General features: G+C 69.0%; 13 protein-coding genes. 6 read left to right on the top strand and 7 right to left on the bottom strand.

Going from position 1 to position 14,449, the window contains the following annotated elements; genetic code table 11:
• Nucleotides 1-4: 4 nt before the first annotated feature.
• The 7 genes from RW112_RS19830 to RW112_RS19800 all read right to left on the bottom strand — a co-directional run bounded on the left by RW112_RS19830 (nt 5) and on the right by RW112_RS19800 (nt 9,323).
• On the bottom strand, nt 5-1,891 hold the full coding sequence (locus RW112_RS19830) for an FAD-dependent oxidoreductase (RefSeq protein WP_317783405.1): 1,887 nt from the start codon (nt 1,889-1,891) through the stop codon (nt 5-7).
• A gap of 48 nt (nt 1,892-1,939) precedes the next feature.
• Complete coding sequence (locus tag RW112_RS19825; protein ID WP_317783404.1) at nt 1,940-2,776, bottom strand: aldo/keto reductase; 837 nt, start codon at nt 2,774-2,776, stop codon at nt 1,940-1,942.
• Nucleotides 2,773-3,609 (bottom strand): sugar phosphate isomerase/epimerase family protein, encoded by an 837-nt coding sequence (locus tag RW112_RS19820; RefSeq protein ID WP_317783403.1) that lies wholly within the window; start codon nt 3,607-3,609, stop codon nt 2,773-2,775. Before RW112_RS19820 ends, RW112_RS19825 begins: the two co-directional genes overlap by 4 nt.
• The gene (locus tag RW112_RS19815; protein ID WP_317783402.1) at nt 3,606-5,639 is read right to left on the bottom strand and encodes an FAD-dependent oxidoreductase; all 2,034 of its coding nucleotides are present in this window, start codon (nt 5,637-5,639) and stop codon (nt 3,606-3,608) included. The genes RW112_RS19820 and RW112_RS19815 overlap by 4 nt, the downstream gene beginning before the upstream one ends.
• Nucleotides 5,640-5,648: 9 nt before the next feature.
• Nucleotides 5,649-6,812, bottom strand: coding sequence for a Gfo/Idh/MocA family oxidoreductase (locus RW112_RS19810; protein ID WP_317783401.1), 1,164 nt, complete (start codon nt 6,810-6,812; stop codon nt 5,649-5,651).
• A 91-nt stretch (nt 6,813-6,903) separates the two neighbouring features.
• A complete protein-coding gene (locus RW112_RS19805; protein WP_317783400.1) occupies nt 6,904-8,280 on the bottom strand; it encodes an MFS transporter in 1,377 nt (458 codons plus the stop codon).
• A gap of 212 nt (nt 8,281-8,492) precedes the next feature.
• A complete protein-coding gene (locus RW112_RS19800) occupies nt 8,493-9,323 on the bottom strand; it encodes an IclR family transcriptional regulator (protein ID WP_317783399.1) in 831 nt (276 codons plus the stop codon).
• A gap of 50 nt (nt 9,324-9,373) precedes the next feature.
• Between RW112_RS19800 and RW112_RS19795 the strand changes: the two genes are divergently transcribed.
• The 6 genes from RW112_RS19795 to RW112_RS19770 all read left to right on the top strand — a co-directional run bounded on the left by RW112_RS19795 (nt 9,374) and on the right by RW112_RS19770 (nt 14,415).
• On the top strand, nt 9,374-10,309 hold the full coding sequence (locus RW112_RS19795) for a LysR family transcriptional regulator (protein WP_317783398.1): 936 nt from the start codon (nt 9,374-9,376) through the stop codon (nt 10,307-10,309).
• 161 nt (nt 10,310-10,470) lie between these two features.
• Nucleotides 10,471-10,773 carry a YciI family protein gene (locus RW112_RS19790; RefSeq protein WP_317783397.1) on the top strand — a complete coding sequence of 101 codons (303 nt, stop codon included), beginning with the start codon at nt 10,471-10,473 and terminating at the stop codon, nt 10,771-10,773.
• A complete protein-coding gene (locus tag RW112_RS19785; RefSeq protein WP_317783396.1) occupies nt 10,767-11,885 on the top strand; it encodes an alcohol dehydrogenase catalytic domain-containing protein in 1,119 nt (372 codons plus the stop codon). The genes RW112_RS19790 and RW112_RS19785 overlap by 7 nt, the downstream gene beginning before the upstream one ends.
• Nucleotides 11,882-13,543 carry an FAD-dependent oxidoreductase gene (locus RW112_RS19780; protein ID WP_317783395.1) on the top strand — a complete coding sequence of 554 codons (1,662 nt, stop codon included), beginning with the start codon at nt 11,882-11,884 and terminating at the stop codon, nt 13,541-13,543. The genes RW112_RS19785 and RW112_RS19780 overlap by 4 nt, the downstream gene beginning before the upstream one ends.
• Before the next feature lie 322 nt (nt 13,544-13,865).
• Nucleotides 13,866-14,096, top strand: coding sequence for a hypothetical protein (locus RW112_RS19775; protein WP_305942276.1), 231 nt, complete (start codon nt 13,866-13,868; stop codon nt 14,094-14,096).
• Between the two features lie 73 nt (nt 14,097-14,169).
• Nucleotides 14,170-14,415, top strand: a complete 246-nt coding sequence (locus RW112_RS19770) for a hypothetical protein (RefSeq protein ID WP_317783394.1) — start codon at nt 14,170-14,172, stop codon at nt 14,413-14,415.
• Nucleotides 14,416-14,449: the final 34 nt, after the last annotated feature.

The raw sequence follows: 14,449 nt of genomic DNA, 5'->3' as shown, positions 1-14,449 counted from the left end.
CACCCTAGGCGGTCAACGGCGCGCCGGTAGCCGGCATCGTGGCGGACCCCGCAGCCGCCACCGCCGCCCCGGGCACAGAGTCGGGCACCTCTGCGGGCAGCGTCCCGTCGTCCTCGTACGCGCCGGCCCCGGCGAGGTCGCGGCCGGCGATGTAGCCGAAGGTGAGGGCCGGTCCCAGATTGATGCCGCCGGCGGGGTAATGGCCGCCCATCACGTTGGCCTGGTCGTTGCCTGCAACGTAGAGCCCGTCAATCGGCCGGCCGTGGTTGTCCAGAACGCGTGAACGGCCGTCCGCCTCGAGTCCGGCGAAGGTGCCGAAGCTGCCGGGAACCACGCGGACCGCGTAGAAAGGTCCCTTCTCAACCGGGCCGAGCGAGGGGTTGGGCCTGTTCGCGGCGTCGCCGCCGTACCGGTTGAAGGCCGTCTCACCGCGGCCGAAGTCCGGGTCCACGCCGTCGCGGGCATTGCGGTTGAACTCCTCCACGGTGGCTTTGAGGCCCGCGGGGTCGATTCCGCATTTGGCCGCGAGCTCCTCGAGGGTCCGGCCCTTCTTCAAGTAGCCGGAGCGCAGGTACGGGAACAGCGGGACCGGCAGCGGCTTGGCCATGCCCAGCGGGAACCTCCGGACGAACCTGCTGTCGGCGATCTGCCACGATTCCGCGGTGCCGCCCTCCGGAGTGGCCGCCATCAGCGCGGCAACGTAGTCGTAGTAGCCGTTGGCCTCGTTGACGAAGCGCTTGCCGTTTGCGAGGACGCCGATGCTGCCGGGCTTGGCGCGGTCCATGATGTGCGGGAAGGTGCCGGTGCGGCCGTTGCGGTAAGGCACCAGGGAAACCGGGCACCACGCCGCGGCGGACTTCACATCGGTCTTGAACCGGGCGCCCACGGCCTGCGCCAGGCTGATGCCGTCGCCGCTCGTTTCCTGCGGAGCCAGTGTCCAGTGTTCCCGGCCCGTGGGAGTGTGCGGGAAAAGCTCCTTCCGGCGCTGGACGTCTTGGGGGAAGCCGCCGGCGGCGAGAACGACGCCGCGTGCTGCGTTGATCTGCAGCCCGCCTTCCGGGGAGTCGACGACGGCGCCGGTCACCTTGCCGGCGTCGTCGGTAAGCAGCCTCCGGGCAGGTGTGGAAACGCGGATGTCCACACCGAGGTCGTCAGCGGACTTCATCAGGCGTCCGGTCAGGGCGGTCCCGTTGACCAGCTGCATGTTGCGGCGGTGAACCAGCAGGTCCAGGAGGTGGCGGCCCAGGCGCCAGCCGGCGTGCGCGATGCCTTGGGGGTTGCCCTGCGAGGCGGAGAGGAACTTGGTGAGGTCCGGTCCGGCCATGATGCCCATCCCCAGGAAGGAGGTTTCGTAAAGCTGGTGGCGCATCCTGGCGCGGAGTTCCGGACGGATGCGCCGTGCGTTGATCGGCTTGGGACCCACCGAGCGGTTGCCGGTGCCTGCGCCCGGGACCTTGCCGTAGATGTCGCTGATCCTGGTGCCGGGGACGAACTGCAGGGATGTCTTGTCCTGGAAGAAACCCACCATGTGGGGCACGGCCTCGAGGAAGGCGTCCACTTTGTCCGCCTGGTACTGCTCCCCCAGGGTGTGGCGCAGGTAGGTCCGGAAGGTTTCCTTGTCCTCGTTCACGCCGGCGGCCCTGGCCAGCGGGTTGCCGGGGGTCCAGGCCCAGCCGCCGGACCAGGACGTGGCACCGCCGCAGACCTCCGCCTTTTCCACCACGATGACCTTGAGTCCGTGGTAGGCAGCGGTGACGGCTGCGGACAATCCGCCGGCGCCGGATCCCACCACCAGGACGTCGCAGTCCAGGGCGGGAAGGCGGCGGTCCTGCTCAGCGGAGGCCGGGGCCGGTGTCGAGTCCGGCGTTGCCGTGTCGGTGCTCGCGTTCATGGGGTTCTCCATTGTGGTTCTCTCGCTGTCTTTCAGTGTCCGTAGTTCTTAGTGTCCGTAGTGGTCTGAATCGAGGCGCGGCGGGGCGCCGGTTTCCAGGGCGGTGATGGCCGCCACCTGCTCCGGTGTCAGCTCGAAGCCGAAGACGTCCAGGTTCTGCCGCTGCCGGGCGTCGTTCGCGGATTTCGGCGTGGCGATGCGGCCCTGCTGGACATGCCAGCGGAGCACGATCTGCCCGGGCGCCTTGCCCAGTTCCCGCGCCGGCCCGGTGATGGCCGGGCTGGCCAGGAAATCGCCGTTGCGGCCCAGCGGGCTGTACGCGCCGGTGGCGATGCCGTGCTCGCGGTGGAACGCCAGCTGGCCCGGCTGCCCGTGGGCGGGGTCCACCTGCACCTGGTTGACCGGCACGGTGAGTCCGGCGTCCAGGACCTGGCGGAGGTGGGCGGGCTTGAAGTTGGACACTCCCCAGGCGCGGATGGCGCCGTCGTCGGCCAGTTGCCGGAGCCCGTCGCAGGCGTCGACGAACCTGCCCTGCGCCGGGTTGGGCCAGTGGACCAGGAACAGGTCCAGATAGTCCACGCCCAGCCTTCGCGCCGAGTGCTCGAATGCGGTCCGGACGCCGTCCCGGCTGTGCCAGTCCCGGTTGAACTTGGTGGTGATGAAGATGTCCTTCCGGGCGATGCCGCTGCGCCGGATGCCCTCCCCCACGGCCTCTTCATTGCCGTAGTTCTCGGCCGTATCGATGTGCCGGTAGCCGTTGGCGATGGCGCGCTTCACGGCATCCGCGGCTTCCTCCCCCGCCATCGGCCAGGTGCCCAGCCCGATCAGCGGAACGTGGACGCCGGGGGCAAGTTCCGTCGTCGTGCTTTCCAGTACTTCGCTCACTTGGTCCCTGCTTCCTGGAGGTTCTCCGCTGCCGCCAGGACGGCGTCGGCGGCGGCCTTGAGGGTGCGGGCCCAGCCCGGTTCGCCGAGTTGGGCAACGCGCCGGTCCGACGGCGTTTCCACGCTCACGGGCGTCGTGGCGGGGAAGGCGGCCACCAGCGCTTCGAGATCGAATCCGCCTTCGCCGGGGACGCCGCGCTCGGAGCGGGACTCGGCCACCAGGTCCTCACGGCTGGCGGGCCGCTCCGCCGGGCCGTCGCACAGCTGCAGCAGCGGGACGAGGTCCGCGCCGGCTGCGAGTTGCTCGAACGTTCCGCCGAAGCGGTTGAAGTGCAGGGCGTCCACCACGATCTTGCAGCCGGCGGCCCGGGCCAGGTCCGCCGCGGCGGGGATGGAATGCACCGCCTGGTACGAGATCGGCTCCAGCGTGGGCACGATGCCGAAGCCCCGGCCGTCTTCAGTCATCCGGGCCAGGGTGTCCGCCAGCCTAGCGGTGTCCGGATCGGCACCGGCCACCGTCAGCGAGCCGGCGCCCAGCGCCTGGCCGGCTTCCATCATCCGCAGCCAGGCCTCGCGCTGATCGCTGCCGTCCAGGAGCAGGAACTCGATGTCCTTCACTGTCACGCCCGTGTCCCGCATCCGGGCCAGGGCTTCCTTCAGCATGGGTGAACCCGGCTGCAGGTCGTAGGCGCGTTCGGTGGCGGTGACCGGCCGGACGCGGGCGCCGATGAAGTCGAAGCCTGCCTCGGCGGCGATGGTCACGAGGTCCGGCGGCGCGGTGCCCACGAGGGACAGCTGGGCCAGGCCCACCTGGCGGCGTGAGGGCGTGTTCATGATGCTGCTCCGTTCAGGCTCAGTTCGTTGATGGCAGAGGAGTCCGCGGCCAGTGCGGCCGCCACGCGCTGGGCGGCGTCGTACCCGCTCTTCACGGCGTTGGAGGCGATGGCCGGGGTTTGGTCCACCACCGTTCCGGCGAGGGTCACGGGGACCCCGGCCGCGAAACTCAGATCGGCGTCGCGTCCCCTGGCCGGCACGGAGCCGTCCAGCGGGGCCACCGAGCGGGAGACCAGCAGCGGTCCCGGGGCGTCCAGCCACTCGCCGCTTTCCAGCCGCACCCGGGTGCCGTCGTATTCCTCGATGGTGGCGCCCAGCCGGATCCGGACGCGCGGGTTCCCTTCCAGCCGGGGCACTGCCAGGATCTTGGCGCGGCGGCCGGATTCCGGTGCGATGACCTCCTGCGGCCCCACCAGCAGCACGGCGGTGCCGCGGTCCGCCAGGGTGTCCGCCACGCTCATGGCCACGGAATCGGCACCCCAGATGGTCACGGCGTCGGGAATGTCCGTACCGTCGAGAACGCCGGGGTGGGCGGCGAGCCATTCGCGCACGTCCAGGACGTTTGGGGAATCTCCTCCGGGGAACCCGGCGTCCGGGCGCAAACCGCCCGTGGCCAGCACGACGGCGTCGGCGCCGGTTTCGCGGACCAGTGCGGCGACGTCGCGGGTGTCCACGCGCCTGCCGGTCCTGACGTCGACCCCGAGCCGGGTGTTCTCCGCCGCGAACCATTCGGCGAAGCGGTGGAAGTCCGGGGTGGACTTCATCCGTTCCGCCAGGGCGAACTGGCCGCCGGGGCGGGCGCCGTCGTCGAGCACGGTCACCTGTGCACCGGCTTCGGCGAGCTCACGGGCTGCGGTGAGGCCGGCGGGACCGGCACCCACCACCACAACGCGGGAGCCCTCACGGACGGCGGGCGTGGGGACGGGGACGCGGGAGCGGCCCACGGCCGGGTTGACGGTGCAGGTCACCTGGCCGAGTCCCAGGTTGTCGATGCAGACGTTGCAGGCGATGCACGGGCGGTACCGCCCGCCGTGCAGGACGCCGCCCGCAAAGCCGGGGTCGGCGTGGATGGCGCGGGCCAGGCTGACGAAGTCGCAGGTGCCTTCGCTGAGGACCTCTTCGATGATGGCCGGGGAGTTCAGCCGTCCGGCCATGCCCAGCGGAAGGCCGAACCGCCGGTAGGCCCTGGCGTAATCGGACAGGACGCCGGGCTTCCATTCGCCGGACTGGACGATCCATTCGCCGGCTTCGTAGCTGCCGGCGGAGATGTCCAGGAAGTCGAGGTGTCCCAGGTGGGCCTTGCCGATGATGGCCAACTGCTGCTCTGCGGTGATGCCGTCCGCCGGACCCTCCACCACGGAGACGCGCATGCCGATGATGGCATCGGGGGCGGCCTGCCGCACTTCGTCGATCACCAGGTTCATGAAGCGTTCGGGGGCGGCGAATTCGTCGGTGCGGTGGTTGGAGATCGGAGACATGAACTGGTGGATCAGGTAGCCGTGGGCGCCGTGGATGTTGATGACGTCGAACCCGGCTTCCACTGCGCGGCGGGCAGCCTGGCCGTATGCCTCCGCGAGGTCGTGGCATTCCCCGACGGTGAGTTCCCGCGGCACCTCGCCGCCGGCCACCGCACACGGGACCGGGGACGGCGCCAGGTTCTTGCAGCCGGACACTGCTGCCTGCGCGGTGCGGCCGCCGTGGTTAAGTTCGACGGCGGCGAGCGCACCTTCGGCGTGCAGGGCATCCGTAAGTTTGCGCAGTCCCGGGATCATGGCGTCGCTGTGCAGGCCCAGCTGGTGGGTGCGGCCCTTGCCGTCGGCGCGGACGTAGGTGGCCTCGGTGGTTACCAACGCCAGTCCCGCCCTGGCCCGGGTGACCAGGTAGTCAATGTATTGCTCGGTGATGCGGCCGTCCGTGGTGCCGTAGTTGCGTTCCATCGGGGCGGAGGCGAGGCGGTTCCGGAGCGTCCGCGGGGTGCGGCCGTTGCGGCCAAGGGTCAGCGGCAGGGCCGCGTAGCGTTCGGTGGTCATTCGTCTTCCCTAACGTGCTGCCGGAATGCGGGCGGTGAGGTCGGCCGCCGGGGCTTCCGGCGGGGAGGGCCGGCCGGTGATGTCCGGCTGGTCCACCGCGGCGAAGCGGACCGGGACGCCGGTGCGGGAGGACTCGTACACGGCCAGCAGGATGCGCAGCGCCTTGGTGGCGTCCTCGCCGGTGATGGCCGGCTCCGTGCCGTTCTCCAGTGCGGCCACGAAGTCGCGGACCTGGCTGGTGTGGTACGGGATGAGCTGGCCGTTGATGGTGGCCAGGTCCACATTGGGCCGGACGCCCGCCGGGTGGACGGCTTCGGTGGTGAGCGTTTCGCCGACGGCCCACAGGTCCACCCGGCCGTCGCTGCCCTCCGGGAACTCGGTGAGGGACGCCGAGGCGCCGGTCTCGCCGGTGATCCGGATCTGCACGCCCAGGCTGGGTGAGACCGCCGTCGAGGCCTCCAGCGTTGCCATCGCTCCGGACGTGAAGGTCAGGACGGCCGTGGCGGAGTCCTCCACCTCGATGTTGGCGCCGTGCTTGTAGGTGTTGATCTTCCCGTAGACCTCGGCGATGTCCCCCATGAACCACTGCAGCAGGTCGATGTAGTGGATGGCCTGCGTCATGAGCACGCCGCCGCCGTCGTTGGCCCAGGTTCCCCGCCAGGCGTCCTTGGAGTAGTACTCCGGTTCGCGGTGCAGCATCACCGAACACTGGCCCATCACCGGACGGCCCAACGTTCCGTCGTCGATCGCCGCCCGGATCCGCCGGGCGCCCGGCCAGAAGCGGCGCTGGAAGAGCACGCCCAGCTTCACCCCGGCGCCGGCGCAGGCCGCCGCCATCCGTTCGGCGGAGGGCAGGTCCGTGGAGATGGGCTTCTCGCAGAGGACGTGGACGCCCGCCGCGGCTGACTGCAGCACCACGTCCTCGTGGGTGGGGTGCGGCGTGCAGACCGAGATGATGTCCACCCCGAGGCCCAGCAGCCCGTCCACGGTGTCCACGGCGTGCGGCACATCCCAGGACTCGGCCGTGGCCCTAGCCCGGTCCAGGTCGATATCGCAGACCCCGACGATCCGGACGTTGTCCAGGGCGCCGAAGGCCTCAAGGTGGTTGCGGGAGATGGCCCCGCAGCCGACAATGCCGACGCGGAAGGTTCGGGCGGATGCTGATGATGTCACGGGAGGATCAACTTTCTGGTGCGTGGGCGGGCTGGCCCGGCGGGCCGGAGGGGCGCTGGGCGGAGGGGCGCTGGGCGGAAAACGGTGGGTGCTAGGCGGAAACGCGGCGTTTGCGGGGCAGGCCGAGCTCTTCGAGCGGGGTCTTGTGGGTTTCCTTCGCCGTGGCGATGGCGATCGCGGAGACTGTCAGGCAGACCACCGTGAAGCTGGCCACCGGAATCCAGCCGCCGGGGCCGGGCTGGGCGAGCATGGTGGCGATGACGGGGGCGAACCCGGTAAGGATCAGCCCCACCTGGCTGCCGATGGCCATTCCCGAGTAGCGTACCGGGGCGGGGAACATCTCGGGGAAGAAGACCGTCCAGACGCCGTTCCAGCAGGAGTAGAACACGCTCATGTTCAGGAACCCGAAGACGAAGATCAGCGGGATGTTGTGCTCGCTGATGGCCCAGAAGTAGCCGAATGAGGTGATGGCGCAACCGAGCGCGCCCACCAAAAGCACCTTCTTGCGGCCGAACTTGTCGGAGATGATGCCGGCCAGCGGGATGGTGAACATGGACAGGCCGATGGTGATGGCGTTGACGCTGAGCATCAGCGTCCGGTCCAGGCCGATGGAGGGTCCGGTGGCGTAGGCCAGGGCGTAAACCGTGAACGTGGTCTGCATGACGGAGAACAGCATGACCAGGGCGATGCGCAGGACGTCGCGCCACTGGGTCTTCAGTACCTCGGCCGCCGGGATTCCCTTGGGCTTCGTCGGGTCCACGGCCTCTTCAAAGACCGGCGGTTCCTCCAGGCGCGTGCGGATCCAGTAGGCGACGCCCAGGACCACCACGGACATCCAGAACGGTACCCGCCAGCCCCAGCTGAGCAGCTGGTCTTCGGGAAGGGCGGCCAGCGGAATGAAGACCACGGTGGAGAGCACCATGCCGGAGGCGTAGCCGGTCATCACGAAGCTGGTGAAGAAGCCGCGGCGACCTTCCGGGGAGTGCTCCATGGTGAGCGTTGATGCTCCGGCGGCTTCGGCGCCGGCGGAGAAGCCCTGCGCCAGGCGGCCGACCAGCAGCAGTGCGGTGGCCCAGTAGCCGATCTGGCCGTACGTGGGCAGGAAGCCGATGCCGATGGAGGCGACGCCCATAATGACCAGCGTGATCATGAGGGCCTGCTTGCGGCCCACCTTGTCACCGAAGTGGCTCATCACGATGCCGCCCAGCGGCCGGGCCAGGTACCCGACGCCGAAGGTGGCCATCGCTCCGAGCAGCGCCACAACGGGGTCGCCGCCGGGGAAGAAGATCTTGGGGAAGACCAGCGCCGCGGCGGTGCCGTAAATGAAGAAGTCGTAGTACTCCAGGGTGGATCCCAGGAAGGATGCGAGCGCAGCCTTCTTGGGCATCTTGGCCGGGCGGGTTTCCGCGGGCGCCAAGGCGTCAGTTGCCAGGGCATCTGCTGCCGGGGATTGCTGAACAGGTCCCATAGTGTCTCCTCATCGAGTGTCACGGGTTAGGGGGTGGTGGGGGCCGCCGCCACGTTGCGGTGGCACGTTCCGTAAGCGTTTTTGGGGGCCAGGACCGTCCGCCGGATGGCGGGCGGTGGCGTGGTTCCCTGAAGAAAAACTGTATGAGCGGCATCACAGAACTCAGCGGCAGATCCCATTCAACGGGACGGCATCGATAGGGCGGGCGCAGCCTAGATCTTCGCGTCCCGGCCGCCGGCAGCCTGGCGGCCCGGCTCCAGCCAAGGCCGGGTGCCGTACGGCCGGCGCTCCGCGCCCATGGTCCGGGAGAGGCCGCGGCCGGCAGCCACCAGCACCGGCAGGATCAGTTGTGGCTTCTCCTCCGCGGTGGGAACGACGACGGCGATCGCACCGATGACGCTGTTGCCCTCGCCGAACACGGGCACGGAGTAGGCGGTGTTTTCCGGGACCAGGACGCCGGCCAGCCGGACATAGCCCCGCTCCCGGATCAACGCCAGGTGCGCCCGGATCTTCACGGGGTCCGTCTCCGTGTTGGGCGTGGTCTTCTCCAGCGGGCCCGCCAGGAAACGCTCCTGGACGTGGCGCGGCATGTGGGCCATCATGGCGAGGCCCGAGGACGTGTTGTGGATGTCCAGCCGGCCGGCGACGTCGGCAAGGTTCAACACCGTGCCGTGCCGGTCCAGGCGTTCAAGGTAGAGGACGCTGCCGGATTCGACGTCGGGGACGGACAAGGAGACGTTCTCGCGGACGGCCGCGTGGACGCCTTCCAGGAAGGGAAGCCCGCGGCGCCGGAACTCTTCGAGGGGGTTGCTGCGCGAGGCAAGTTCCCACATTTTGACGCCCACGCCATAGTCCCCCGCGTCGCCGCGGTTGAGCAGCCCGCTGTCCACGAGGTCGTTGGCCAGGCGGTGGGCAGTGCTGCTGGACATGCCGGTGATGCGGACCAGGTCGGCAAGGGTCAGCCGGGGGTGCCCCTTGGAGAAGGCATCCAGGATCTTCACCACGCGCTGGATGACGGACTCCCCCGATGCGGAGTTCGCCATGGTTCCTCCCGGGTTGTCGCCTGTGTCTTTCCTGCCAATATAGCCTTGGCGTGAGGACACCTGAGCAAGGAACCAGCGGGAGGAACCACGTGGAGCTGCGGCAGATCGAGGCTTTCCTTGCCGTGGCCGAGGAATTGCATTTTGGCCGCGCCGCCCACCGGCTCCGCATGGCGCAGTCCCCGCTGAGTCAAACTATCAAGAAGCTGGAAAAAAGCCTCGGGACGGACCTCTTTGAGAGGAACACCAGGGCGGTCTCGCTGACGACGGCCGGCTTCGCCTTCCTTGCCCACGCGCGGAAAATTGTGGAGGAACTGGACCTGGCGCGCCGGGCCGCCACCGCGGACAGCGGCGAAGTCTACGGTCGGCTCAGCATCGGATTTTCCGGAGCCCTCAACCACAGGACGCTCCCGCCGCTCACGCGGGCCCTGCGCAACAACTACCCGCACCTGGAACTCACCCTCAGCGGAGGGCTGCTGACGCAGGACGCCCTCGACCAGCTGCGCAACGGGTCCCTGGACCTGTCCTTCGTCGGGCTGCCGGTGGATGCTCCTTCCCTGGCCACGCGGCGCATCGCCGTGGAGCCGCTGGGCGCTGCCGTTCCGGTGGACCATCCCCTGGCCGGGAGGCCCTCGATCGCCTTGGCCGACCTGGCGGCCGATGGCTTCGTCACCATGCCGGCTGCGCAGGGGTCCACGCTGCGGGAGGCCATTTTCTCGGCGTGTACCGCCGCCGGTTTCCGGCCGCGCATTGCGCAGGAGGTATCCGATCCCTATACGGCCCTTTCACTGGTGGCCGGCGGGGTAGGCGTCAGCCTGATGCCCGACTCCATGGCCGGCATCATGCCGGGCGGAACGGTGTTCATCCCGCTCTCCGGCGAAGTCCCGCTGCTGGACTCCGGAATCGCATGGAATCCGGCCCTCGTGTCACCCGCCCTCAAGCTTGCCCTTGAGCTGGCCGATACGGTTCTGCCCACGCCGCCGCGCTGACCCTCCGAGCCGCTGCCCCTCCGAACCAGAGCCGCCATGTGGGGTTGACTATGTGTTTTCAGCACATAGTCAAAGACCAAGTAAGTGTTGGACGCGTCTCAATCCTGCACCCACTATTGAATGACATCCCACCAGCGCTCAATGAAGAGGACACCGCACCCATGGCAACTTTCGCCGTCACCTATGCCTACACCGACGCCACCGCCGGACGCCGCGATGAGCACCGCCCCCGCCACGTGGAATTCCTGAAAACGCAGTTCGACGGCGGCAGGCTGATCACCAGCGGGCCCTTCGGCTCCGAGGAGGCCCCCGGCGCGCTGCTGATCCTCAAGGGTGAATCCAAGTCAGATGTCGAAGCACTGATGGACCAGGATCCGTTTTTCAGCAACAACCTCATCGAGGAACGGACCATCCGCCAGTGGAACATCTTCTTCGGCGCCGAACGCGTGGACGCGGCATGCTGACCGCACGCACCGTTGCCAGGGAGACCATCAGCTACGAGGACGTGGCCGAGCCCGTCCTCGAGCCGGGCCACGCTTTGGTCCGCGTCCACCACGTGACGCTCTGCGGCACGGACCTGCATATCTGGGAGGACGATTACCCCACCGAACTGCCAATCGTCCAAGGCCACGAGTTCTCCGGCGTCGTCGAGGCAATTGGCAATTACAACTCCGGCAACACTGCCGGAATCCGGGTGGGCGACAGGGTTGCCGTCAGCCCCATGACCTACTGCGGAACATGCCGGCCATGCCTTCAGGGCAGGTTCAATGTGTGCCGGAATATCAGTTGCATCGGCTGCTATTCCGACGGCGCACTGGTGGAAGTGCTCAGTGTCCCGGTGGAAAAGCTGTGCCCGGTTCCTGAGGGCCTAGCGCTGGATCTCGCCGCCATGGCCGAACCGGCATCCATCGCCATGCAGGCCGTTAACCGGGGCCGTCCCGAAGCAGGGGAAACCGCCCTGGTCCTGGGCAGCGGCCCCATCGGGCTGCTTGCCACCCTCTACCTGACTGATCTGGGGGTTGACGTCGTCTGCGCCGACACGGAGCCTGACCGCCTGTCGCTGGCACGCGCCTTCGGCGCGGTGGACACCCTGCTGGTCGGCCCCGCCTGCTTCCCCGACAATGAGCAGTCCGCGCGGCTTGGCCGCCGGACCGACGGCTACGGCCCCGGCCTGGTGCTCGAGGCCACCGGCGCACCCTCTTCCCTGGAGATCGCCATCCGGCTTGTGGCCAGCGCCGGCCGCATCGTCCAGGTGGGAATTTCACCGCGCACGGCCACGGTCTCCATGAAGGACATCCCCTTCAAGGAATTGGACCTGCTGGGCAGCCGTAACAGCCTCAACCTGATCCCGGACGGATTGGACCTCCTGACCCGCCATCCTGACCAGGCCCGGGCCCTGATGACGCACCGCTTCGGCTTCGCGGAGCTGCAGCAGGCCTATGAGCTGATGCGCAACCGCACAGAGAAGGTGGGAAAGATCGTCATCGACATGCCGGCGGCCGGAATCACCGGATCAGCCGCCGGATCAGCCAAGGCATTCGCAGGGGCACTCGCACCGGCGGGAGGCCGGCCATGAGCACGGGCCCAAGCACCGGCGGTACCCGCAGCGTGCTGACGCCGGCCGGGGAGCTCGCTGCCGCGTACGACGTCGTAGTGGCCGGCAGCGGCGCGGCCGGCCTGGTGGCCGCAGTCCGGGCGGCGGACGCCGGGCTGAGCGTGCTGGTGGCCGAGAAGGCGGCGCTGCTGGGCGGGACCACCGCCGCCGGCGGCGGGGTGGTGTGGGCGCCGAACAACCACCTTGCCGGCGGGGCCGGCTTCAGCGACAGCCATGACCGCGCCGTCGCCTACCTCACGGAAGCAGCCGGGCACGTTCTCTCCGCGGAGGAAATCGACTGGTACGTCCTCACCGCGCCCCGCGCCGTCGAGTACCTGACCAGGAACACCCGGGTGTCCATGACCCCCATCGCCCGCCCCGACTACCACCTGGAATGGAACGGAGCGGCCGACGGCGGGCGCGGCCTGGACAACAACGCTTTCGATCCGTCGGGCTACCCGGGGCTGGCGGAGGCCATCCGGCCGTCGTCGTATTTTCCGCTCCTGACCATGACCGAGCGGGACGAGCTCAACGGCCGCGCCGCGGATCCCGGACTGCTCGCGAAGCGGGCGGCGACCGGGGTGCGCACCATGGGCGGGGCCCTGGTGGGCCGGCTGCTCGCGAGCGCCCTGGACCGGGGTGTCCGGATAGTCGCCGAAGCCCCCGTGGAGGACCTGGTCCGTTCGGAAGGCGGCTGGAGTGTCACGCTCGGCAGCGGCACCGGCACCGGCGGCAGGACCGTGGCGGCTGCCGCCGTCGTGCTGGCCTCCGGCGGGTTCGAATGGAATCCGCGGCTGCGCCAGGCGTTCCTGCCCTTTCCGGTGACGCCCATCAGCGCGCCGTCCAATGAGGGTGACGGGCTGGAACTGGGCCTTAAAGCCGGGGCCGCCGTGGCCGACATGACCGCCATCTGGGGCGTTCCCGTGATCTCCGCACCGGCGCATCAGTACGACGGCCGCCAGTCCGGCCGGATGGGTAACGTGGAGATGACCCTGCCCGGTTCCATCACGGTGAACGCCGCAGGAAAGCGCTTTGTCAACGAAGCACTGAACTACCACGACGCCTGCCGCGTGTTTGCCTCGGTGGACCCGCACACCGGGCGGCAGCAGAACAATCCGGCGTGGCTGGTGTTCGACTCCGCCTACCTGGCAAAGTACCCGGTGGCCGGCTCAACGCCCGGGCGGCCGGCCGAATGGATGACGTCCGCCGGGACCGTGGAGGAACTGGCCGGAAAGCTGGGGATCGATCCCGCCGGGCTCAGTGCAACCGTGGCCCGGTTCAATGCCGACGCTGCGGCCGGAGCCGATACCGAGTTCCACCGCGGCGCCACACCCCAGGACCGTTTCCTGGGCGATGCCGGCAACACCCCCAACCCTTGCCTTGCGCCGCTGGCCACCGGCCCGTTCCATGCGGTGCCCGTATCGGCGGGCGTCCTGGGAACCTCCGGCGGCCTGGACACCGACTTCGACGGCCGGGTGCTGGACCGCCGCCGTCAGCCGATCCCCGGCCTGTACGCCGCGGGGAATGTGGCTGCCAGCGTGTTCCGGAACAACTACCCCGGCGGCGGTGCCACGCTGGGATCCGCCATCACGCGGGCCTTCGCGGTGGGCGAGCACCTGGCGGCGAGCCCGCGGCACTAAGGGCCACCACAAACGGCAAGGGGCCGACGGCGGTAGCTTCCGCCGTCGGCCCCTTGCCTTTTGCGTGTGATGCGGGACACAAAAGAAATTCCACCGAAGTGATTGCCTTGCGGCCGGTCGGTCCGCCACACTTAGGGTGGATCCGCAGGAACGGCAAGACGTTCCCGATCCTCCCGCCGGACGCATGGAGCCGGCCCCGCCCCATCTCAGAATGCCGGGCCTTTTCGAATCACCTTCAGCTCGAATCATTTTCAGCCCTTACCGGCACCCCTTTTGCCCTCCCCGGATTCCACCGCCCCGCCACCGCGAAAGAGAGCACCCCATGATCAAGCACCATTCAGACATCCTGCTGGAAATCGTTGCCCACGATCCCGCCACCATCGAACACGACCTCAACAGTGCAGTGGACATCGCCCGCCGGCACGCCATCCAGGAACAGCGGCACGGAGTGCTGGTCACCCAAACGGGATTCTCCACCTACACCGTGGCCGTGAGCCGCGAGGTGCCCTACGGCGAAACCCGGGAGCTGCGGCAGTGGGCTTCCACGGCGTAGCACCGCGCCGAACCTGTACGGACCCCCGCCCCGCCTGTAGCGTGAAACCACACCGCGAGATCAGGAGCAGTCCATGAGCACCGAACACAAGCCCGAAGACATTGTGAGCGACGGCGTCGAGGACCAGTCAAGCCCGGTGCCCCGGGACAAGCCGGCAGCCCAGGCATCCGGCCGCCATGCCGGCCCCGGCCCTGTTGATGGCAAGCCGGACCGTCCGGACGCAGCAGGCGGCACCCAGCCGCCGGGGCCCGCCGAAGAACAGAACCGCAAAACCGCGGACCACCGCGGCCTCACCACCGAACCCAGCTCGAGCGACTGAACAGACACGCAACAGAGGGGCGCGACGCCGGCCC

The organism is Arthrobacter sp. B10-11 (genome assembly GCF_033142195.1).
GTDB classification, from domain to species: domain Bacteria; phylum Actinomycetota; class Actinomycetes; order Actinomycetales; family Micrococcaceae; genus Arthrobacter; species Arthrobacter oryzae_C.
This window is presented reverse-complemented; position numbering and strand designations above follow the sequence as displayed.